Source organism: Streptomyces sp. TLI_053 (assembly GCF_900105395.1).
Classification (GTDB): Bacteria; Actinomycetota; Actinomycetes; order Streptomycetales; family Streptomycetaceae; genus Kitasatospora.
The window spans coordinates 8,074,640-8,095,676 of record NZ_LT629775.1; the positions used below are offsets into that span (position 1 = coordinate 8,074,640).

Sequence of the window (21,037 nt, forward strand, 5' to 3'; positions counted from 1 at the left end):
GCCGGAAGCGGGGTCAGAACAGCGGCAGGCGGCGGGTGAAGGCGTCGGCGGTGGTGTTGGTGTCGCCGGGGACGAGGGTGCCGTCCTCGGAGGTGAAGAGCACGGTGGTACCGAGGGCGTCGACCAGGGGGTTGTAGGAGTAACCGGTGTTCTGGACGCCGTCGGTGGAGACGCTGAGGCGCTCGGTGCGGCCGGTCCACAGGTCGTGCCGGAAGATGTCGTCGACCAGGTTGGTGTCACCGGGGACTAGGTTCTCGGCCTCGGAGAGGAAGTAGACCCAGCGGTTCCCGGCGGGCATGACGGCGTTGTAGGAGGAACCGGTGGTCACGGTGCCGGGCAGGGCGGGCGGGAGGCGGCGGATCGTGCCCTGCCGCAGGTCGCGGACGACGATCTCGAAGTGGCGCGGCCCGCTGGGATCGGCGGGCGAGTTGGGCACGGGGACCGCGAAGAGCGCGTAGCGGCCGTCGGGGCTGAGGCTGCCGACGGAGGAGCCGAGCAGCTGGCCGGTCTCGTCGACGCTGCCGCCCTTGAGCTGCCCGGTGGCGACGTCGTGAACGTAGAACGGGTAGTAGCGGGGCCTGGTGAGCTCCGCGCGGGCGCCGGCGGCGCCCGCGGCGGGGGAGGCCCCGGTACGGGCGGGGCGGCCGGGCACGTGCTCGTCGGCGGAGGCCGGGACGGCGTCGGAGGCGTCGGCCGTGCGGGCGGCATCGCCGCCGCCCTCCCCGGGCGGGAGCAGGTTGGTGGCCTGGGAGGTGAAGCCCACCCTGCTGCCGTCGCCGCTGATCACCGGCGCGGTGGATGCGCGGTTCGCGGGCGTGCCGTCGGGGGCCCGGCTGATCAGCCGGGTGGTGCCGCTCCACCGGTCGAGGAGGTAGATGTTGGCGCGCGGGTCGACCGCGTCCGGCACCAGGTCGGTCCGGCTGGAGGCGAAGGCGACGTAGCGGCCGTCCCAGCTGATCGACGCCAGGAAGGAGTTGAGGCCGGGGACCTCGCGCTGCGGGTCGCCGGCGGTCAGCCGCTCGGTGCGGCCGGTCCAGCGGTCGCGGAGGTAGATGTCCTCGGCGCCGTTGGTGTCGCCGGGCACGAGCGCGGCGGTGGAGGTGAAGGCGACGTAACGGCCGTTGCCGCTGATCACGCCGTCGTAGGAGCGGCCGTCGGACTGGCCGCCGGAGGAGGTGAGGCTGACCCGCTCGGTCCGGCGGGTGAGGAGGTCGCGGACGAACACGTCCGTCACGCCGTTGGTGTCGCCGGGCACCAGGTTGGTGGCGTCGGCGCCGAGGACGGCGTACCGGCCGTCGGCGCTCAGGTTCTCGGCCCAGGCCGAGTCGTCGGGCTGGGCGCCGCCGAGGCCGACGGAGACCCGTGCCGTGCCGCCGGCCCAGGACGGTGCCGGTGCGGCGGTCGCGGCGGTGGCGGTGCCGGCGAGGAGGCCGGCCGCCAGCAGGGCCGCGGTGGCGGCGAGGCGCCGACGGCCGGGCCGCGTGCCGGTGGTCCGGGCAACGACGGTTCTGGTAGCGGAAGTTCGTGCTGCTGCGGTGGTGCTGCTCATCGGGACTCTCCCTGGATCGCGCCCTCGCCCACGCACGCGGCACTCCGCCGTCGGCGCGCGGCCCGCCCCCCGGGCGGTCGGCTCGGGGTCGAGCCAAGCGGTTCGGGCGGGACGCCGTCAACGGCTTGCGGCGGGCCTTCGGCGACATCCCGCCATCATCACCATCGCGCGCGCAACATGCCCTGAGCGCAAGGGAGTTGGTGAAGAAAGGCGATCGGACGGCAGCCGGGAACCGACGCCGTCGAGCAACGGGCGGGGAAAGGGTCGGACGGCAGCTGCCGGCCGGGGTGCGGGCGGGAAGGGTCACCGCCGTCCCGGGCCCGACGGGGGATGCGGGCCCGGGACGTGCTGGGAGCGCGCCGCTGACAGGCGCGTTCGCCGGACCGACGAGGGGTCGCGGTCCGGCTCTGCGACTACGGTGTCCCAGCTCGGACGGGGTGTCAACGCGGACCGCCCGCACGGCCCCCGTCGGAGCGTCGGGCGTTGCCCCAAGGGGCAGTCGTGCCTCACTCCGCCGGGATGTGCGCGAGCATCCGCTCCATGCCGCCGATCCAGTTGGCCCGCAGCGCGGTGATGGCGCCGGGCAGGTCGTCGTCCAGCAGCCGGCGGGCGATCTCGCAGTGTTCCTCCGACTCGCGCGCCACCGGCTCGTCCTCCGCCACGACCAGGTTCTCGTAGCGCCGCATCCCGGCCTTGACCCGGGTGAGGAGGTCGATCAGGCGCTCGTTGGAGCAGCCGCTGAGCAGCAGACCGTGCCACTCGTCGTCGCGCCGGTCGACGGTCGCGTGGGCGGCGACCTGGTCGGGGAAGCCCTGGGCGAGGTCCAGCAGGCGCGGGGCGATGGTGCGCAGGTGCGCCGGGTCGGAGGACTCCAGCGCCAGTGACTCGAGGGCCGCGACGATCGCGACCAGCTCGCGGAACTCGGTGCGGCTGACCGGTGCGAAGCGGAAGCCCCGGCCCTGGTTGCTCTCCAGTACGCCCTCGCCCGCCAGGGCGATCAGGGCCTCCCGCAACGGGGTGCGGCTGACCCCGAGTTCGGCCGCCAGGACCGCCTCGTTCACGTCCGTGCCGGCCGCGAACTCGCCGCGGGTGAGGCGGTCCATCAGCTCGTCGCGGATCTGTTCGCGCAGTGGGCGGCGCTCGATCGCCATCGGGGTCCCCCTTTTTCCGGATTCGCAGCATAGCCCTTGACCGCATTCAGTGTACTGCACTATGTATTTTGAATACAAAATTCTGAACGGGGTCCTCGACCCCTCGAGGAGGCGGAGCATGGGCCTGACCCGGGTGCCGGGACTGCTGTTCGGGGGCGACTACAACCCCGAGCAGTGGCCCGAGGACGTCTGGCAGGAGGACGTCCGGCTGATGGCGGAGGCGGGCGTCAACCTCGTCACCGTCGGCGTCTTCTCCTGGTCCCGACTGGAACCCGCCCCCGGCGTCCACGACTTCGGCTGGCTGGACCGCGTCCTCGACCTGCTCCACGAGCACGGCATCGCCGTCGACCTCGCCACCGCGACCGCGACCCCGCCGCCCTGGCTGGTCCGCGACCACCCGGAGGTGATGCCGGTCGACGCTGCCGGGACCAGGCTGGAGTTCGGCTCCCGGCAGGGCTACTGCCCCTCCTCGCCGGTGTTCCGCGCCGCCACCGTCCGGCTCGCCCGGGCCGTGGCCGAGCGCTACCGCGACCACCCCGCCCTCGCCATGTGGCACGTGAGCAACGAGTACGCCGACCACACCGCCGAGTGCTTCTGCCCGGAGTCGGCCCGCGACTTCCGCCGCTGGCTCGAGGAGCGCCACCGCTCCCTGGACGGCCTCAACGCGGCCTGGGGCACGTCCTGCTGGGGCCAGCACTACACCGACTGGACGCAGATCGAGCCGCCCCGCAAGGCGCCCGGACCGGTCAACCCGGCCCAGCTGCTGGACTGGCGCCGCTTCTCCAGCGACGCGCTGCTCGCCTGCTTCGAGGCCGAGCGCGCGGTGCTGAAGGAGGTCACCCCGGACGTGCCGGTGACCACCAACTTCATGAGCGTGCTGCGCGACCTCGACTACTGGAAGTGGGCCGCCGCCGAGGACGTCGTCACCGACGACGCCTACCCGGACCCGGCCGACCCCCGGGCCGCGGTGAAGGCCGCGCTCAGCTACGACCTGATGCGCTCGCTGAAGCGGCAGCCCTGGCTGCTGCTGGAGTCCGCGCCGAGCGCGGTCAGCTGGCGGGCGGTCAACGTCCCCAAGGACCCCGGGGTGATGCGGCTGCACAGCCTCCAGGCGCTCGCCCACGGCTCCGACGGCGTGATGTTCTTCCAGTGGCGGCAGGCCCGCTACGGACCGGAGAAGTTCCACTCGGCGCTGCTGCCGCACGGCGGCACCGCGACCCGGCAGTGGCGCGAGACGCTCGCCCTCGGCGCGGACGTCCGCCGGCTCGCCGAGGTCGCCGGCAGCACCACCCGGGCCGAGGTCGCGCTGCTGCTGGACTGGGACAGCTGGTGGGGGCTGGAAGCGCCCGAGTCGATGCCCTCCGACCGGCTCCGGCTGCACGAGCTGCTGCTCTCCTGGTACGCGCCGCTGCACGCCCGGGGCATCGCGGTCGACCTGGCCCCGCCCGGGCGCGACCTCTCCGGCTACCGGCTGGTGATCGCCCCCAACCTCTACCTCTGCACCGCCGAGCAGGCCGCCGCGCTCACCGAGTTCCCCGGCCACCTGGTGGTCGGACCGTTCAGCGGGGTGGTCGACACCGCCGACCGGGTCCACGACGGCGGGGCGCCCGGTCCGCTGCGCGAACTGCTCGGGGTGCGGGTCGAGGAGTGGCGGCCGCTGCCGGACGGCGTCGGCCAGGAGGTGGAGACGGCGGACGGCACCCGGCTGTCCGCCCGCACCTGGACCGAGTGGGTGGAGGCGGACGGCGCCGAGGTGGTGGCGCGCTACCGGGGCGGCCCGCTGGACGGCCGCCCGGCCGTCACCCGGCGGGTTGCCGGTACCGGGAGCGCCACCTATCTGAGCTGCCTGCCCGAGGACCCGGCCCCGCTGCTGGACGAGGTGCTGACCGCCGCCGGGGTCACCGGCGTCGCCGGGCCCGACCTCCCCGAGGGCGTCGAGGCCTGCCGCCGCGGCCCCTACCTCTTCCTGCTCAACCACGGCACCCGGACGGCCACCGTCCCGCTGCCGGACCCGACCACTACCTGCGCCGACCTGTTGACCGGCCGTCCGCTGCCGAACGGCCCCCTGTCGCTCGCGCCCGGCGACGCCGTCGTCCTGAAGCAGTCCTGAAGCAGTCCTGAAGCAGCCCGAAGCCCTGACCCGAGGAGTGCCAGTGGCCCATCCCTACATCCCCAACGCGGGGCCCGAGACCAGGGCGGCGATGCTCGCCGAGATCGGCGCCCCCGACGTCGCCGAGTTCTACCGCGACATCCCCGCCGACCTGCGGCTCGACCGCCCGCTCGACCTGCCCGCGCCGTTCGCCGACGAACCCGGCCTGGTCCGGCACCTGCACGGCCTGCTGGCGCGCAACACCCACCCGTCCGCACTGCTGAGCTTCCTCGGCCACGGCTGCTACCACCACCACGTCCCGGCGGTGTGCGACGAGGTCAACGGCCGGGGCGAGTTCCTCACCGCCTACGCGGGCGAGCCCTACGAGGACCACGGCCGCTTCCAGGCCCTCTTCGAGTACGTCTCGATGATGGCCGAGCTGTTGGAGATGGACGTCGTCAACGTCCCCGTGTACGACGGCTACCAGGCGACCGGCACGGCCCTGCGGATGGCCGCGCGCCGCACCGGACGCTCCAAGGTGCTGGTGAGCGGGGCGATCGCGGCCGACAAGCTGGCCAAGATCCGCGACTACCTCACCCCCGACGTCGAGGTGCACCTCGCCGCGGTGGCCGACTCCGGGGAGATGGGCGAGGTCCGGCTCGACGACACCTTCGCCGCGCTCTACCTGGAGACGCCCACTGTGCACGGCGTGGTCGAGACCCGCGGCCGGGAGCTGGCCGAACTGGCGCACGGCGCCGGCGCGCTGCTGGTCGTCGGCACCGACCCGATCTCGCTCGGCGTGCTCGCCCCGCCCGCCTCCTACGGCGCGGACCTGGTCTGCGGGGACATCCAGTCGCTCGGCATGCACCCGCAGTACGGCGGCGGCCAGGCCGGGTTCATCGCGAGCCACGACGACGAGCGGCTGGTCGCCGAGTTCCCGTCCCGGCTGTTCGGCATCGCCCCGACGGCGGTGCCCGGCGAGTACGGCTTCGGCGACGTCTTCTACGACCGGACCTCGTTCGCGCTCCGCGAGGAGGGCAAGGAGTGGGTCGGCACCGCGGCCGCCCTGTGGGGCATCACCGCCGGCGTCTACCTCGCACTGATGGGCCCGCAGGGGATGCGGGAGATCGGCGAGACCGTGCTCGCCCGCACCCGCTACGCCATGCGCGCGCTGGCCGCGGCCGGCGCCGTGGTCCGCCACCAGGAGGCCGTGCACTTCCGCGAGTTCGCCGTGGAGGTGCCGGACGCCGACGCGCTGCTCGCCGACCTGCACGGCCGGGGCATCCTCGGCGGTGTGCGGCTCGGGGACCGCGAGGTCCTGGTCTGCGTCACCGAACGGCACTCGATAGCCGACATCGACACCCTCGCGGCGGCCGTCAAGGACGCCCTCTCCGCCCTGGGAGGCGCCGAATGAGCTCGCACACCGAACCCTTCGCCAGCCTGCCGGTCACCCCCAAGCCGGGCCTGCGCCGCTTCCACCAGGCCCGCTGGGACGAGGAGATCGTCTTCGAGCTGTCCCGGCCCGGCCGTCGCGGCGTGGGTGTCCCCGCGCCCGACGCGCCCGTGGTCGAACTCCCGGAGTCGATCGCCCGCCGCACCCCGCCCGCGCTGCCCGAGCTGTCCCAGAACCAGGTGGTCCGGCACTACCTGCGGCTCTCCCAGGAGACCCTCGGCGCCGACTTCAACATCGACGTCGGCCAGGGCACCTGCACCATGAAGTACAGCCCCAAGGTCAACGACTCCTTCGTCCGGGACCCGAGGGTGGCCGCGCTGCACCCGCTGCAGCCCGAGTCCACCGTGCAGGGCGTGCTGGAGATCTACTGGCGGCTGGAGCAGATCCTCAAGGAGATCTCCGGCATGGCCCGGGTGTCCCTCCAGCCGGGGGCGGGCTCCGCGGCGATCTACGCCAACATCGCCATGATCCGCGCCTACCACGCCTCGCGGGGCGAGGGCGGGCAGCGGGACCAGGTGATCACCACGATGTTCTCGCACCCCTCGAACGCGGCCTGCGCCAAGGTCGCCGGCTACGAGGTGATCACCCTGATGCCGGACGCCGACGGCAACCCGGACATCGAGGCACTGCGGGCGGCGGTCGGGCCGCGCACCGCCGCACTGATGATCACCAACCCGGAGGACACCGGGATCTTCAACCCGCGGATCAAGGAGTTCGTCGACCTGGTCCACGAGGCGGGCGGCCTGGCCTGCTACGACCAGGCCAACGCCAACGGCATCCTCGGCATCACCCGGGCCCGGGACGCGGGCTTCGACCTGTGCCACTTCAACCTGCACAAGACCTTCTCCACCCCGCACGCCTGCGGCGGTCCGGCGGCCGGCGCCTGCGGCGTCTCGGCGGCGCTGGTGCCCTTCCTGCCCGGGCCGGTGGTCGACCGCGCCCCCGGCGAGAAGGGGGAGGTCTTCACCCTGGCCGTCCCCGAGCGCTCGGTCGGCAAGATCCGCCCCTTCCTCGGCGTCACCCCCAACGTGGTGCGCGCCTACGCCTGGGTGATGGCGCTCGGCGCCGAGGGCCTGCGCGAGGTCGCCGAGACGGCCGTGCTCAACAACAACTACCTGCTGGCCAAGGTGGCCCGGATCCCCGGCGCGTCCGTGCCGTGGGCCGACCGCCGCCGGGTCGAGCAGGTCCGCTACTCCTGGCAGCAGCTGACCGAGGAGACCGGCGTCCACTCCGAGGAGATCGGCATCCGCGCGGCGGACTTCGGCGTGCACTACTGGACCAGCCACCACCCGTACGTGGTGCCCGAGCCGTTCACCCTGGAGCCCACCGAGTCCTACTCCAGGGAGGACCTCGACGAGTACGCCGCGATCCTCGCCCATGTCGCCGACGAGGCCCGCAAGGACCCGGAGTTCGTCCGCAACGCGCCCTACCGCCAGACGGTGCACCGGACCGACCCGACCCCGCTGGACGACCCGGCCCAGTGGTCGCCGAGCTGGCGCGCCTACCTCCGCAAGCACGGCGGGCAGCCCCGCGCATGATCGTCGGTCTGATCGTGAACCCCGTCGCCGGCCTGGGCGGCGCCGTGGCCCTCAAGGGCAGCGACGGGCCGGACGTCCAGGCCAGGGCGCTCGCGCTGGGCGCCGTCCCCCGGGCGGCCGAGCGCGCGGCCGCCGCGCTGCGCGCCCTGCGGGCCCGGCGGCCGGACGTCCTGGTGCGCACCGTGGCCGGCCCGATGGGGGAGGACAGCGCCCGGGCGGCCGGCGTTCCGTACCGGCTGGAGCACCGGCCGGCGGCGGGGTCGACCGGCGCCGCCGACACCCGCGCGGCGGTCGCGGCGCTCGGCGGGGTGGACCTGCTGCTGTTCGCGGGCGGTGACGGGACGGCGCGCGACGTTCTGGACGCGGGGCCGCGCCCACCGGTGCTCGGTGTCCCGGCCGGGGTGAAGGTCTACTCCGGCTGCTTCGCCCTCAGCCCGGCCGCGGCGGGCGCGACCGCCGCCGGGTTCGACGGCCGCACGGTCGACGCGGAGGTGGTCGACCTGGACGAGGAGGGCCACCGCGCGGGCCTGGTCGGCGCCCGGCTGTACGGCACGCTGCGGGTGCCGGCGGCCCGGGACCGGCTGAGCGGACGCAAGACCGGCTCCTCGGCGGCGCCGCCCGGCTCGGCCGACTCCATCGCCCGCGCGGTGGTGGCGGGCATGCTCCCGGGCACCGCCTACGCGCTCGGACCCGGCGCCACCACGCTGGCCGTGGGGCGGGCGCTCGGGCTGGCGCTGACACCGCTCGGCGTGGACGTGGTGCGGGACGGCGCCCTGCTCGCCCGTGATGTGACCGAGCAGCGGCTGCATGCCATTGCCATGTCACAGGTCACGCATGGTGTGCTATCGGTCATCGGTGGGCAGGGTTTCGTGATCGGACGCGGGAACCAGCAGTTCAGCCCCCGGGTCCTGGCCGCGCTCGCCGGGGTCGTCGTGCTCGCCACCCAGCAGAAGCTCGCCGCGCTCAGCGGGCGGCCGCTGTTGGTCGACAGCGGCGATCCCCGGGCCGACGCGGCGTTCGACGGCCACGTCCGGGTGGTCACCGGACACCGTGAATCAGTGCTGTACCGGATCAGTTCGGCAAGTGAGGAGCTCTCATGAACACCCTGCGCAACAAGGTCGCCATCGTCACCGGCGGCGCCTCCGGCATCGGCCGGGCCACCGCCGAACTGTTCGCCGCCGAGGGCGCGGCCGTGGTCGTCGCCGACCTCGCGGACGCGAGCGAGGTCGTGCGGGGGATCGAGGCGGCCGGCGGCCGGGCCGTCGCGGTGCGCGCCGACGTCTCCTCCGAGACCGACTGCGAGCGGATCGTGACCATCGCCGTGCAGACCTTCGGCGGGCTGCACGTCCTGTTCAACAACGCCGGCATCATCCGGCGCCAGACCGCGCTGGAGATATCCGCCGACGACTGGGACCGGGTGATGGCCGTCAACGTGCGGTCCGTCTACCTGATGTGCCGCTTCGCCGTGCCGGCCATGACCGAGGGCGGGTCGATCGTCAACACCGGCTCCGGGTGGGGGCTGAAGGGCGGCGGCAACGCGCTGTCCTACTGCGCCTCCAAGGCGGCGGTCGTCAACATGACCCGCGCGCTGGCGATCGACCACGCGGCCGCCGGCATCCGGGTCAACTCCGTCAACCCGGGCGACACCATGACGCCGATGCTCCGCGACGAGGCGCGCCAGCTCCAGGAGGAGTGGGCGGTGTTCGAGAAGGACGCCGCCGACCGGCCGATGGGCAGGGCCGGCACGCCGCAGGAGATCGCCGCCGCGGTGCTCTTCCTGGCGGGCGACGCCAGCAGCTACATGACCGGATCCGCCCTGGTCGTCGACGGCGGCGGGCTCGCCTGACCCCGTGCACCACCCGCACGACCCCGCTTCGCAGCACCCGAACGCCCCTCTTCCGCACCACCCGAACGCCCCCTCCCCCCACCCTCACGAAAGCCCAGGAGGCATCCGATGTCCGCTTTCACGAGTGTCACGAGTCCCGCACGTCTCACCAGAAGAACAGCCCTGGTCGCCGCCGCCGCGGCCCTGGCCGTCACCGCCACCGCGTGCAGCGGCTCCGGCGGCGCGGGCGGCTCCGGCGACGCCGAGGCCGACGGCGGCAAGGTCACCCTCCGCTGGTCGACCTGGGGCTCGGCCGAGGACATGGCGGTCTTCAAGACCTTCACCGACGAGTTCGCCAAGACCCACCCGAACATCACCCTCAAGCTGGAGCAGGTCGCCTCCTACGAGGACTACCACCCCAAGCTGCTCACCCAGCTCACCTCGAAGACCGCGCCGGACGTCTTCTACGTCGGTGACGACTACATCGGCAAGCTGGTCGCCGACGGCGTCCTCTCCCCGCTCGACCAGCAGCTCGCCGGACCGGACAGCCGCAGCAGGCCGGCCGACTTCTTCGAGGGCATCTACGGCGGCGCCAAGAAGGACGGCGTCACCTACGGCGTCCCCAACGACACCAACCCCGAGGTGCTCTGGTTCGACAAGAAGGCCCTCGCCGCGGCCGGCATCACCGAGGACCCGGCCGCGCTGAACGAGGCCGGGCAGTGGACCACGGCGAAGTTCCTGGAGATGAACGCCAAGCTCAAGGCGGCGGACCGGACCGGCACCATCTTCTGGAACTGGTACGGCGCCAACTACAGCGTCGTCAACGGCTTCGGCGGCAAGGTCTGGGACGGCGGGAAGTTCGTCGCCACCACCGACCCGAAGACCCGCCAGGCGCTGAAGACCCTCGCCGACGGCTACAAGGACAAGACCTTCGCCTCCGCCGACCTGCTGCCCGAGGGCAACGGCGCGGCCACCCAGTTCATCAAGCACAAGGCCGGCTTCTACGCGGGAGGCCGCTGGGTCATCGAGGGCATCGACAAGGGCGGCGACCGCGCGAGCTACGACATCGTGCCGTTCCCGTCCGAGAGCGGGCAGCCGATACCCGGCGCCGTCGCCGCCTCCTACCTGACGATCAACAAGGACAGCAAGCACCCGAAGGAGGCCTTCGCCTTCCTGACCGAGTTCGTCAGCAAGGAGGGCCAGCAGCTGCGGCTCAAGGGCGGCAGCGCCGTCCCCTCCGTCCGGGGCGCCGAGAGCCTGGTCACCGAGGGCAACTACCCGCCGCACGCCAGGACCTTCCTGGACGTCCGCGACCGGGGCTTCGCCAACTACCCCGACGAGGTGGCCGTCCCCGGTCTGACCAAGGCGATCAACGACCAGCTGATGAAGATCTGGGAGGGCAAGACCGGCTTCGACGAGGGCATGACCCAGCTCCAGACCCTGGTCGACGGTATGAAGGGCAAGCAGGGATGAGTGCCCTCACCCAGGCCACGGCCCGGCGGCGGGAGCGTCCCGCCGCCGGCCCGGCGGGCGGCGCCCCCACCGCGCGCGGCGGCCGCGAGCCGCTCTGGCGCCGCCGCGACCGGCGGTGGGCCCTGGTCTTCCTCGGCCCTCAACTGCTGGGCCTGCTGGTCTTCCTGGTCGGACCGCTCGGCTTCGCCGTGGTGCTCTCCTTCATGCGCTGGGACGGCCTGGGCGACGCCACCTGGGTCGGTCTGGACAACTTCCGCACCCAGCTGACCGATCCGGAGTTCGGCCGGGCGGTGTGGAACACCGTCAAGATCGGGCTGATCACCGTGCCCGGCGGCCTCGCCCTGGCGCTGCTGATCGCCCTCGCCCTGCACGGGGTGCGCGGGCGGACGGCCTACCGGGTCGTCTACTTCCTCCCGGTGGTGACCAGCTCGGTCGCGGTGTCGGTGATCTGGCAGATGATCCTCGGCGGCGGCGCGGACGGCATCCTCAACGGGACCGTGCACGACATCCTCGGGATCACCCTGCCCGACTGGCTGGCCGACCCCGACTGGGTGGTGGTCGCGGTCTCGGTGGTGACCGTCTGGTCCTCGCTCGGCCTCAACGTGGTGATCTTCCTGGCCGGTCTGGCCACCGTGCCGGCCAATCTGCTGGAGGCGGCCCGGATCGACGGCGCCGGGCCCTGGCAGACGCTGCGCTCGGTCACCCTGCCGCTGCTGTCGCCCACCGTCTTCTTCACCGTGGTGGTGTCGGTGATCAGCTCGTTCCAGGCCTTCGACCTCGTCTACGTGCTGGTCAACCCGGACCACAACGAGGGCGCCCAGACCATCGTCTACAAGGTCTACCAACAGGGCTTCCGGGAGTTCCACTTCGGACTGTCGAGCGCCGCCGCCCTGCTCCTGCTGCTGCTGACCCTGATCGTCACGGCGATCCAGTTCCAGGCGCAGAAGCGCTTCGTCCACTACGAGTCCTGAGGCGCCGCCATGACCACCGTCCGCCACTCCACCACCCCCCGGCAGCTCCTGCTGCACACCGGGCTCGTCCTCGGCGGCCTGCTGATGCTGTTCCCGTTCGTCTGGATGGTCCTGACCTCCTTCAAGGGCGTCAGCCAGATGATCAACGAGCCGCTGTCCTGGCTGCCCACCCCCTGGCGCGCGCAGAACTACCCCGACGTGCTGAACGAGGTGCCGATCGGGCGCGCGTACTGGAACAGCATGTACATCGCGGCGATCACCGTCGCCGCCACCCTGTTCACCGGCGCGATGGCCGCCTACGCCTTCGCCCGGATCCCGTTCCGCGGCTCCGGCCCGCTGTTCGGCCTGTTCCTGGCCACCCAGATGGTGCCCGCCCAGGTGACGATCGTGCCGCTGTACATCATGCTGGCGAAGCTCCAGCTGATCGACTCGCACCTGGCGCTGATCCTGCCGGCGATCGCCAACCCGTTCGCCGTCTTCCTGCTCCGGCAGTTCATCCGGGCCGTGCCGGTCGAACTGGAGGAGGCGGCCAGGATCGACGGCGCCGGCCGCTGGACCATCTTCTGGCGGATCGTGCTGCCCAACATCCGGCCCGGCCTCTGGACCCTCGGCATCATCGTCTTCCTGGCCAGCTGGAACAGCTACTTCTTCCCGCTGGTGTTCCTCAACACCTCGGAGCTGTTCACCGTCCCGCTGCTGCTCGACTCCTTCAACTCCCAGCGCGGCGGCATCGACTACGGGCTCACCGCGGCGCTCTCCGCGATGACCGTGGTGCCGATGCTGATCGCCTTCCTGGTCGGGCAGCGCAAGATCCTCAACAGCATGGCCTCCTCGGGCCTGGGAGGCCGCTGATGTCCCCCGATCCCCACGGCGCTGTCGAACTCGACCTCGACGAGAGGCCGTTCACCGAACGCGGCTCCTGGCTGCTGGTCACCGCGGGCCCGGACGGGCTGCGGGTGGCCCGGGCCGAGTACGAGACCCGGCTCGCCGACACCCTCGAACTCAGCGGGCTGGTGCTGCGCGACGCGGACGGCCACCCGCTGCCGGTCCGCGCCGCCACCCCCACGGCGGTCGAATTCGCGGGCGGGGCCGCGCTGTTGTTCGCCGACCCGGTCACCCTGGTGCTCACCGGGCAGGACGTCCACGCCTCCTGGCGGCTGCCCGACGGCACCGCGCGGAAGCTCTCGCTCGACGGCTGCCACGTCCTGCTCGGACCGCCGGGGGAGTGGTCGGCCGCCGCCGTGCGCGCCGCCGCCGAGGCCCGCTGGGCGGCCTGGTTCGCCCGGATGCCGGCCGTCCGCCCCGACCTCGCCGTGGCCGCCGCCACCGCCTGGTGGACCCTGGCCGTCAACCTGCTGCCGATCGCCGGCCGCGAGGGCCTCGTCCCGTCCAAGTACGGCTACGTGGGCGTGTGGAACTGGGACGCGCTGTTCCACGCCGTCGCCCTCCGGCACGCCGATCCGGCGCTCGCCCGGGACCAGATCCTGCTCTTCCTCGACCACCAACTGCCCGACGGCCGGCTCCCCGACGTGGTGCACGAGCACGGTGTGCTCTCCGACACCACCGACCTTCCCCGCAGCGACCACGCCCGGCTCGCCGAGCACGTCGGCACCGCCAACGGCGCCCGGCCCACCCCCGGGCCGGTGCCGGTGACCAAACCGCCGCTCGCCGCCTGGGCCGTGTGGAAGGTCCACGAGACCGCCCCCGACCTGCCCTTCCTCGCCGCCGCCTACCCCCGGCTGGTCCGCGCCCACCGGTGGTGGTTCGCCGCCTCCGACCCGGACGGCGACGGCCTGCCCGAGTACCTGCACCCCTACTCCTCCGGCCTGGACGACAGCCCGGTCTGGGACCACGGCCCCCGCGCCGAACCGCCCGACCTCAACTCCTACCTGGTCCTGGAGGCCGACCGGCTGGCCGACATCGCCGACGCCCTCGGACGGCCGGACGAGGCCGCCGACTGGCGCTCGCGCGCCGCCGCCCACACCGACCTCCTGGTCGCCCGCCGCTGGGACGGCACCCGCTTCACCACCCTGGCGGCCGGCGCCCCCGTGCCCGTCCGCACCGCGCTCGACCTGATGCCCCTGTTCACCGGCCGGCTGCCCGCCGACATCGCCGCAGCGCTGGACCGCATCCTGCGCTCACCCGCCTTCTGGGGCGAACGGCCGGTCCCCACCGTCGCCTTCGACGATCCGGCCTTCGACCCGGAGGCGATGTGGCGCGGTCCGGTCTGGCTCAACATCAACTACCTGCTGATCGAAGGACTGCGGCGCTCCGGCTTCGCCGGCACCGCCGCCGAACTGCGTGCGCGCACCCTCGCCATGGTCCGCGACGCCGGGGGCCTCTACGAGTACTGGAACCCCCTCACCGGTACCCGGGCCCGGACGGCGACCTCCGGTTTCGGCTGGTCCGCGGCGCTCTTCGTCGACCTGGCGGCGGAGGGGTAGGCGGGCCGGGGCGGGGCGCCCCCGGGCCCGCGGTTCCGGGCGCGCTACTCCGGCCCGCCCAGGTACGGCCAGGCGAGGATGTAGCCGGCCAGTCCCACGAACAGCACGGCGGCGGCCACCGTCAGGGGCAGGCCGAGGAAGGTGCCCCGGGCGAGGCCCCGGCCGAGGCCCGCCCGGCGGCGGACCACGCCGGGGTCGGCCGGGTCGTAGCAGATGTCCACGGTGTCAGTGCGGACGAGGCCCGGCTGGTCCTTGGCGGTGTGTTCCCGGGCGATGCCCTCGGCGTCGGTGAAGGCGTACCGGGCGAAGTGGCTGGGGCTCTCCGTGTCGCCGTCGTCGTCGTGGCCGGTGACCCGGGCGGTCACCGTGACGCCGCGGCGGTAGAGCAGCCAGTCGGTCCGGAGCGAGGAGACGACGGCGTAGAGGCCGAGCACCGCGAGGACGGTGAACGGCAGGGTGAGCAGCCACGCCAGCGCGGGCTTGGACGCGATCCGGGGGTTCGACGCCAGCGCCCGCGCGAGGAACGGCGCGACCAGCCCCGCCAGGTAGAACCAGAGCAGCAGCTTCCGCCACGAGTCGAACGGCTTGAGCAGCGGAGTACGTCCACGCGGTTCGACGGTGGTCGTGACCAGCGCGGCGCCGTCCACGGACCGGTCCGCCGCCGCCCGCTCGGGCAGTGCGGTGGCCGCCGTCCGGGCGAAGGCCTTCGCGGCCGCGCCGTTGTGGTGCGCGACCGGATACACCCGGGCCTCCGCTCCTGCCGTGAGCAGCACCACGTCCACCCGGCCCGGGCGGACGTCGATCCGGTCGATCGCCGTCACGGGTATCCGGTGGGTCGTGCGGCGCCGCTGCAGCACGAGCGCGTCGCCGTCCAGCCGGGCGGTGTACCGGGTCCCGTGCAGCACCACGGCCGGCCGGATGTCAGTCATGGCGGGGAGCCTAGTGGATCATCGGTGGGCGGCCGGGCTCCGCTCGACGCCGGTGCTCACCTCACAGGTGGGCGCTGATCCGCCCGCCCGCGGTGAGCACGATGGACACGCCGTTGGCGACGGCCCCGGTGTCGTGCTGGTCGGCGTCCAGGGTGTCCATCACGGTGTTGTCGAGGCCGAGGATCTGCGCCCGGTAGTGGAGTTCGCCGACCTTGGTGAGCTTGGCCGTCCAGCCGCCCGCGAGCTTGAAGGTGCCCGGGCCCTGGTGGGCGCCGCCCGTCCAGGAGTGGACCGTGCCGTCGACGGAGAGCACCACGAACATGTCGTTGGCGTCGAGACCGGCGTCGGCGTCCTTGGTCTCCAGGGTGGCCAGGACGGAGCCGCGGGCGACGATCCTGGCGGTGTAGTTCTGGTTCCCGGTGGGCTGGACCTCGGCCGTGCTGATGCCGTCGGCCAGGGGGAAGCTCTTGCCGGGGGACTTCGGCTTGGCGCCGGCTGTGCCGGTGCTGGTCGCCGTGGACGCGGCCGTCGGTGCCGCGGTGGTGGCCGTCGGTGCCGCGGTGGTGGGCCTGGCCGTGGCGCTCGGTGTGCTCGGTGCGGCGGCGGTCGGTGTTGTCGGCGCGGTACCGGTGGCGGTGGGCACGGTGGCGGCCGTCGTGGTGACGGACGCGGTGGCGGACGCGTCGGAGTCGGGGCCGCAGGCCGTCACCGCGGGCGCGATCAGGGCGACCGTCAGGATCGCTCCCGCCAGCGCGCGGACGGTGGTCGGACGGCGGGTCGCCTTGCGGGACATGGAGGTTCTCCTGAGCGGGGTGCCGGGTGGTCGTCGTGCGACGGCGTGCACGATCGAACGTAGTGCGAACAGTCGACGGAATCGGGCCTTCCGTGTCACCGGACTGCAACGGCTGCGGCAGACTGGGCCTCCGACCGCCCGACGAGCCACGGGAGTGCCGGACCATGACGATTCCTCAGCCTGCCGCCGACCCGGCCGAGCACGCCGCCGCCCGTCGTGAGCGTGTGCTGCGGGAGGCCGTGCGGCACCGGCTGCTCGACCCCGAGGACGCGCTGCTCGCCGCCTTCGTGGACCTCGACGGGGTGGCGGCGAGCGTCGCCGGCCTGCGGGCGGCCTTCCCGGCCGGGCCCGACGTGCTGCACACCTTCGCCGCGAAGGCGAACTGCCTGGTCCCGCTGCTGGCCCGGCTGCGTGAACTGGGCCTGGGCTGCGAGGTGGCCAGCCCCGGCGAGTTGGCCCAGGCGCTGGCGGCGGGCTTCCGGCCGGACCGGATCGTCCTCGACTCGCCCGCCAAGACCCGGCGGGAGCTGGCCGCCGCACTGGAGCTGGGTGTCGCCGTCAACGTCGACAACTGGCAGGAACTGGAACGCGTCGACGCCCTGGTGGGGTCCGGGACGCCCGGGTCCCGGATCGGGGTCCGGCTCAATCCGCAGGTCGGCGGCGGCAGCATCGGGGCGATGAGCACCGCCACCGCGACCTCCAAGTTCGGCATCGGGCTGGCCGACGAGGGGAACGGGAAGCGGCTGGTCGAGGCGTTCCGCGAACGCCCCTGGCTGACCTGGGTCCATGTGCACGTCGGCTCCCAGGGCTGCCCGCTCGACCTCATGGCCGAGGGGGTCGCCCGGGCGGTGGCGTTCGCCGCGCGGGTGAACGAGGAGCTGGGGCGGCGCCAGGTGGTCGGCGTCGACCTCGGCGGTGGACTGCCCGTCAACTTCGCCGACGACACCACCGCGCCCACCTTCGCCGAGTACGCCGGGCTGCTGCGGGCCCGGGTGCCGGAGCTGTTCGACGGCGGCCACCGGCTGGCGACCGAGTTCGGCCGCTCGCTGCTGGCGAAGAACGGCTTCACCGCCGCGTACGTCGAGTACACCAAGACCTCCGGCGGCCGGCGGATCGCCGTCACCCATGCCGGGGCCCAGGTCGCGACCCGCACGGTGTTCATGCCGGACACCTGGCCGCTGCGGATCACCGCGCACCACCCCTCCGGCGCGGCGAAGGACGGCGCGCCGGTGCCGCAGGACGTCGCCGGACCGTGCTGCTTCGCCGGGGACCTGGTCGCGACGGGCCGCCCGTTGCCGCTGCTGGAGCCCGGCGACCTGGTCGCCCTGCTGGACACCGGCGCCTACTACGCGACCACCCACTTCCAGTACAACAGCCTGCCCGAGCCGGCGGTGCACGGCTTCACGGTGGACGCGGCGGGCGCGGTGCGGTTCGTGCCGCTGCGCCGGGCGCAGCCCGTCGAGGAGTTGCTCCGACCGGTCTGACGGGACCGCCGCCGCGACAGTCGTGACGGAGGGTCAGAACAGCAGGCCGGAAGGGGGTTCCCGGACGGTGGCGGGCGGGTATCACCCTGCCGCGGCCGCCGTCCCGGCCGCGGTGCAGACAGCCTCAGCGTGTCGAAGGAGGCCTCGCCATGTCCGCCCACCCCCCTGCCGAAGCCCGGAACCCCGTGGATCCCGACCCCCGGGCCCAGGACGTCCGTACCGTGCGGCGCCTGCGCCTCGGCGTCGGTGTCCTCGGGTTCCTGCTGCCGATCGCCCTTCCGCTCGGCAACAGCCTCACCTCCGCCCGGATCGCGCTGCTCGACTCGATGAGCGCGTCCTACTACACCCATATGCGCAACGTCTTCGTCGGCGGACTGTGCGCCGTCGGCGTCTTCCTCATCTGCTACCGCCACGACCGCCGGGAGGACCGGCTGAGCTCGGTCGCCGGGGTGCTGGCGATCGCGGTGGCCCTGTTCCCCACCGAGCCGCCGTCCGCGCTGGTGCCGCACCCCAGCGGTGTCCAGACCACCGTCGGGATGCTCCATCTGGTCTTCGCGGCGGGCCTGTTCGGGGTCCTCGGGTACTTCTGCCTGCGGTTGTTCGCGGACTCCCCGGCGGCCGGGCACCGCCGCCCGGCGCGAGACTGGGTGTACCTGGTCTGCGGCTGGGTGATCGTGGCCGGAGTGCTCACGGTCGCCGTCGCCGGGGTGCTGCACCTGGCGCGGGACTGGCCGCTCACCCTGCCCTACCTCGGTGAGGCGGTGTCGGTGTTCGCCTTCGGCGTTGCCTGGCTGGTGAAGAGCGAGGCCGTCCCGACCCTGCTGCCGCGCACCGCCCGTCCGGCCGCCGCCACACCCTGACCGGAGCGGCGCGCCCCGACCGGCCCGCCCCGACCGGTGTGTCCTGCCCGGCCCGCCCCGACCGGTGTGTCCTGACCGGCGCGCCCCGACCGGTGTGTCCTGACCGGCAAGCCGGGCCCTGACCGGCCCGGCAGACCCGGGCTGATGGCAGGATGCTTGCGGTCGGTGCGGTGCCGGCCGGGGCGCGCCGCGGTGCCCGGGTCGTCCGCGGGGAGTGGAGGCGGCCCGATGGGCCGAGGCAAGCACCGGGTCGCCGTGCTGGTACTGGAGGGGGCGAAGCCGCTGGACGTGGGCATCCCCGCGCAGGTGTTCTCCAGCCGGCCGAGCATGCCGTACACGGTCCGGGTCTGCGGTCCGGCCCCGGGCCTGGTGGCCGGCGGCGACGGCCTGTCCTACCACGTGGCCGAGGGCCTGGAGGCGCTGGAGCACTCGGACACCGTGTTCGTCCCCGGCTACCGCGATCCGGCGACCACCGCGCCGCCGGCCGCCGTGGTCGAGGCGCTGGTCGCCGCCCACACCCGGGGCGCCCGGCTGGCGGCCATCTCGACCGGGGCGTTCGCGCTGGCCGCGACCGGACTGCTCGACGGGAAGCGGGCGACCACCCACTGGCACTACGCCAAGGTCCTGGCGGAGCGCCATCCGCGGATCCGGGTCGACGAGAACGTGCTGTTCGTCGACGAGGGCGCGGTGCTCACCTCGGCCGGCGCCGCGTCCGGCATCGACCTGTGCCTGCACCTGGTCCGGCGCGACCACGGGGTGGGGCTGTCGAACCACGTCGCGCGGCGGCTGGTGGCCGCGCCCTACCGCAGCGGCGGTCAGGCCCAGTACGTGCCGCGCAGCGTGCCCGAACCGCTGGGCGACCTGTTCGCCGGCACCCGGGAGTGGGCGCTGGCGCACCTGGCCGAGCCGCTCACGCTGGAGGGGCTGGCCCGGCACGCGCGGGTCTCGGCCCGGACCTTCTCGCGGCGGTTCGTCGAGGACACCGGCTACACGCCGATGCAGTGGGTGCTGCGGGCCCGGGTCGACCTCGCACGGGAGCTGCTGGAGCGCACGGACCTGGGCGTGGAGCAGATCGCCGACCGGGTCGGGCTCGGCACCGGGGCGAACCTGCGGCTGCACTTCCACCGCGTTCTCGGCACCTCGCCCACCGAGTACCGGCACACCTTCGCGGCGCGCGCCGAGGGCTGAGGACACGGCCGGGGAACGGCGGGGGGACCCGTGGCACCGGTGGTGGCGGGATCCTGCTGGCGGGATCCTTGCGGCCGCTGGCACGAAGGCCGGCGAGATCCTTGCGCACCGTGTCGATCCAGCCCCTGTCCGGGGCGCCCCGGAACTCCGAGGATGGACGCGTCACCACACGACGGGACCGCACGACGGGACGCGTCGGAACGCCCCGGAACCGCAGAGGGAGCCCTCCATGACCCGCATCGCCATCAACGGGTTCGGCCGCATCGGCCGCAACAGCCTGCGCGCCCTGGTGGAGCGCGGCAGCGAGCTGGAGGTGGTCGCGGTCAACGACCTCGCCCCCATCGACTCGCTCGCCCACCTGCTCCGCTTCGACAGCGCGCTCGGCCGCTTCCGCCACCCGGTCGCCGTCGAGGGGGACGAGCTGGTCGTCGCCGGCAACCGGATCAAGGTGCTCGCCGAGCGCGACCCCGAGGCCCTGCCGTGGGCCGAGCTCGGTGTCGACCTCGTCCTCGAGGCCACCGGCCGGTTCACCTCCGCGGACGCCGCCCGCGCCCACCTGAAGGCCGGCGCCGCCCGGGTCCTGGTGAGCGCCCCGTCCGACGGTGCGGACGTCACCCTGGCCTACGGCGTGAACACCGCCGACTACGACCCGGCCGCGCACACGATCGTCTCCAACGCCTCCTGCACCACCAACGCGCTGGCCCCGCTGGCCTCGGTGCTGGACGAGCTGGCCGGCATCGAGCACGGCTTCATGACCACGGTGCACGCCTACACCCAGGAGCAGAACCTCCAGGACGGGCCGCACCGCGACCTGCGCCGGGCCCGCGCCGCCGGCGTCAACATCGTGCCGACCACCACCGGAGCCGCCAAGGCGATCGGCCTCGTGCTGCCGCAGCTCGACGGCAAGCTGTCCGGCGACTCGATCCGGGTGCCGGTCCCGGTCGGCTCGATCGTCGAGCTGAACACCACCGTCGAGCGCGAGGTCACCCTCGACGAGGTGCTCGCCGCCTACCGCGCCGCCGCCGACGGCCCGCTCAAGGGCATCCTCGACTACGCGGACGAGCCGCTGGTCTCCGGCGACATCACCGGCGAGGCCGCCTCCTCGATCTTCGACGCCGCGCTCACCCGGGTCGACGGCAAGCACGTCAAGGTGGTGGCCTGGTACGACAACGAGTGGGGCTTCTCCAACCGGGTCATCGACACCCTGGAGCTGCTCGCCCGCGGCTGACGGCCGCCAGGCTCGGGGGTCGGGGGGCCGCCACGCCGAGGGGCCGCCCCGGGTTCGGATTC

The 21,037-nt window shown here is 73.5% G+C and carries 17 protein-coding genes; 13 read left to right on the forward strand and 4 right to left on the reverse strand.

Going from position 1 to position 21,037, the window contains the following annotated elements:
* Positions 1 to 13: 13 nt before the first annotated feature.
* Complete coding sequence (locus BLU95_RS33680; RefSeq protein ID WP_093863307.1) at positions 14 to 1,549, reverse strand: TolB family protein; 1,536 nt, start codon at positions 1,547 to 1,549, stop codon at positions 14 to 16.
* 506 nt (positions 1,550 to 2,055) lie between these two features.
* Positions 2,056 to 2,700 (reverse strand): GntR family transcriptional regulator, encoded by a 645-nt coding sequence (locus BLU95_RS33685; protein WP_093863308.1) that lies wholly within the window; start codon positions 2,698 to 2,700, stop codon positions 2,056 to 2,058.
* Positions 2,701 to 2,818: 118 nt separating this feature from the next.
* Between BLU95_RS33685 and BLU95_RS33690 the strand changes: the two genes are divergently transcribed.
* From BLU95_RS33690 to BLU95_RS33730, 9 genes are all read left to right on the forward strand, one after another.
* Positions 2,819 to 4,810, forward strand: a complete 1,992-nt coding sequence (locus BLU95_RS33690) for a beta-galactosidase (RefSeq protein ID WP_093863309.1) — start codon at positions 2,819 to 2,821, stop codon at positions 4,808 to 4,810.
* A 43-nt stretch (positions 4,811 to 4,853) separates the two neighbouring features.
* Positions 4,854 to 6,203: an aminomethyl-transferring glycine dehydrogenase subunit GcvPA gene (gcvPA, locus tag BLU95_RS33695; protein ID WP_093863310.1), complete on the forward strand. Its 1,350-nt coding sequence runs from the start codon at positions 4,854 to 4,856 to the stop codon at positions 6,201 to 6,203.
* Positions 6,200 to 7,780 carry an aminomethyl-transferring glycine dehydrogenase subunit GcvPB gene (gene gcvPB, locus BLU95_RS33700; RefSeq protein WP_093863311.1) on the forward strand — a complete coding sequence of 527 codons (1,581 nt, stop codon included), beginning with the start codon at positions 6,200 to 6,202 and terminating at the stop codon, positions 7,778 to 7,780. The genes gcvPA and gcvPB overlap by 4 nt, the downstream gene beginning before the upstream one ends.
* Positions 7,777 to 8,880, forward strand: coding sequence for an ATP-NAD kinase family protein (locus BLU95_RS33705; RefSeq protein ID WP_093865316.1), 1,104 nt, complete (start codon positions 7,777 to 7,779; stop codon positions 8,878 to 8,880). Before gcvPB ends, BLU95_RS33705 begins: the two co-directional genes overlap by 4 nt.
* On the forward strand, positions 8,877 to 9,626 hold the full coding sequence (locus tag BLU95_RS33710; protein ID WP_045940822.1) for an SDR family NAD(P)-dependent oxidoreductase: 750 nt from the start codon (positions 8,877 to 8,879) through the stop codon (positions 9,624 to 9,626). The genes BLU95_RS33705 and BLU95_RS33710 overlap by 4 nt, the downstream gene beginning before the upstream one ends.
* Before the next feature lie 108 nt (positions 9,627 to 9,734).
* Entirely contained in the window at positions 9,735 to 11,078 is a 1,344-nt protein-coding gene (locus tag BLU95_RS33715; RefSeq protein ID WP_093863312.1) for an ABC transporter substrate-binding protein, read from the forward strand.
* Positions 11,075 to 12,049: a carbohydrate ABC transporter permease gene (locus BLU95_RS33720; protein ID WP_093863313.1), complete on the forward strand. Its 975-nt coding sequence runs from the start codon at positions 11,075 to 11,077 to the stop codon at positions 12,047 to 12,049. The genes BLU95_RS33715 and BLU95_RS33720 overlap by 4 nt, the downstream gene beginning before the upstream one ends.
* A gap of 9 nt (positions 12,050 to 12,058) precedes the next feature.
* Entirely contained in the window at positions 12,059 to 12,901 is an 843-nt protein-coding gene (locus BLU95_RS33725) for a carbohydrate ABC transporter permease (RefSeq protein ID WP_093863314.1), read from the forward strand.
* Positions 12,901 to 14,493 (forward strand): amylo-alpha-1,6-glucosidase, encoded by a 1,593-nt coding sequence (locus BLU95_RS33730; protein ID WP_093863315.1) that lies wholly within the window; start codon positions 12,901 to 12,903, stop codon positions 14,491 to 14,493. The genes BLU95_RS33725 and BLU95_RS33730 overlap by 1 nt, the downstream gene beginning before the upstream one ends.
* A gap of 44 nt (positions 14,494 to 14,537) precedes the next feature.
* On the opposite strand, the gene BLU95_RS33735 is transcribed toward BLU95_RS33730, so the two are convergent.
* The gene (locus tag BLU95_RS33735) at positions 14,538 to 15,422 is read right to left on the reverse strand and encodes a DUF3592 domain-containing protein (protein ID WP_093863316.1); all 885 of its coding nucleotides are present in this window, start codon (positions 15,420 to 15,422) and stop codon (positions 14,538 to 14,540) included.
* Between the two features lie 61 nt (positions 15,423 to 15,483).
* Positions 15,484 to 16,215 (reverse strand): hypothetical protein, encoded by a 732-nt coding sequence (locus BLU95_RS33740; RefSeq protein WP_093863317.1) that lies wholly within the window; start codon positions 16,213 to 16,215, stop codon positions 15,484 to 15,486.
* 164 nt (positions 16,216 to 16,379) lie between these two features.
* Between BLU95_RS33740 and BLU95_RS33745 the strand changes: the two genes are divergently transcribed.
* From BLU95_RS33745 to gap, 4 genes are all read left to right on the forward strand, one after another.
* Positions 16,380 to 17,699, forward strand: a complete 1,320-nt coding sequence (locus BLU95_RS33745) for a type III PLP-dependent enzyme domain-containing protein (RefSeq protein ID WP_093863318.1) — start codon at positions 16,380 to 16,382, stop codon at positions 17,697 to 17,699.
* A 149-nt stretch (positions 17,700 to 17,848) separates the two neighbouring features.
* Positions 17,849 to 18,559 (forward strand): hypothetical protein, encoded by a 711-nt coding sequence (locus tag BLU95_RS33750; protein ID WP_093863319.1) that lies wholly within the window; start codon positions 17,849 to 17,851, stop codon positions 18,557 to 18,559.
* A gap of 228 nt (positions 18,560 to 18,787) precedes the next feature.
* Positions 18,788 to 19,747, forward strand: coding sequence for a GlxA family transcriptional regulator (locus BLU95_RS33755; RefSeq protein WP_093863320.1), 960 nt, complete (start codon positions 18,788 to 18,790; stop codon positions 19,745 to 19,747).
* 229 nt (positions 19,748 to 19,976) lie between these two features.
* Entirely contained in the window at positions 19,977 to 20,975 is a 999-nt protein-coding gene (gap, locus tag BLU95_RS33760) for a type I glyceraldehyde-3-phosphate dehydrogenase (protein WP_093863321.1), read from the forward strand.
* Positions 20,976 to 21,037 lie beyond the last annotated feature (62 nt).

What these genes read in the sequence shown, in the direction of transcription:
- BLU95_RS33680 (WP_093863307.1), bottom strand. Translation starts at nt 1,549, where the DNA reads ATGAGCAGCACCACCGCAGCAGCACGAACTTCCGCTACCAGAACCGTC.
- BLU95_RS33685 (WP_093863308.1), bottom strand. Translation starts at nt 2,700, where the DNA reads ATGGCGATCGAGCGCCGCCCACTGCGCGAACAGATCCGCGACGAGCTG.
- BLU95_RS33690 (WP_093863309.1), top strand. Translation starts at nt 2,819, where the DNA reads ATGGGCCTGACCCGGGTGCCGGGACTGCTGTTCGGGGGCGACTACAAC.
- gcvPB (WP_093863311.1), top strand. Translation starts at nt 6,200, where the DNA reads ATGAGCTCGCACACCGAACCCTTCGCCAGCCTGCCGGTCACCCCCAAG.
- BLU95_RS33705 (WP_093865316.1), top strand. Translation starts at nt 7,777, where the DNA reads ATGATCGTCGGTCTGATCGTGAACCCCGTCGCCGGCCTGGGCGGCGCC.
- BLU95_RS33710 (WP_045940822.1), top strand. Translation starts at nt 8,877, where the DNA reads ATGAACACCCTGCGCAACAAGGTCGCCATCGTCACCGGCGGCGCCTCC.
- BLU95_RS33715 (WP_093863312.1), top strand. Translation starts at nt 9,735, where the DNA reads ATGTCCGCTTTCACGAGTGTCACGAGTCCCGCACGTCTCACCAGAAGA.
- BLU95_RS33720 (WP_093863313.1), top strand. Translation starts at nt 11,075, where the DNA reads ATGAGTGCCCTCACCCAGGCCACGGCCCGGCGGCGGGAGCGTCCCGCC.
- BLU95_RS33725 (WP_093863314.1), top strand. Translation starts at nt 12,059, where the DNA reads ATGACCACCGTCCGCCACTCCACCACCCCCCGGCAGCTCCTGCTGCAC.
- BLU95_RS33730 (WP_093863315.1), top strand. Translation starts at nt 12,901, where the DNA reads ATGTCCCCCGATCCCCACGGCGCTGTCGAACTCGACCTCGACGAGAGG.
- BLU95_RS33735 (WP_093863316.1), bottom strand. Translation starts at nt 15,422, where the DNA reads ATGACTGACATCCGGCCGGCCGTGGTGCTGCACGGGACCCGGTACACC.
- BLU95_RS33740 (WP_093863317.1), bottom strand. Translation starts at nt 16,215, where the DNA reads ATGTCCCGCAAGGCGACCCGCCGTCCGACCACCGTCCGCGCGCTGGCG.
- BLU95_RS33745 (WP_093863318.1), top strand. Translation starts at nt 16,380, where the DNA reads ATGACGATTCCTCAGCCTGCCGCCGACCCGGCCGAGCACGCCGCCGCC.
- BLU95_RS33750 (WP_093863319.1), top strand. Translation starts at nt 17,849, where the DNA reads ATGTCCGCCCACCCCCCTGCCGAAGCCCGGAACCCCGTGGATCCCGAC.
- BLU95_RS33755 (WP_093863320.1), top strand. Translation starts at nt 18,788, where the DNA reads ATGGGCCGAGGCAAGCACCGGGTCGCCGTGCTGGTACTGGAGGGGGCG.
- gap (WP_093863321.1), top strand. Translation starts at nt 19,977, where the DNA reads ATGACCCGCATCGCCATCAACGGGTTCGGCCGCATCGGCCGCAACAGC.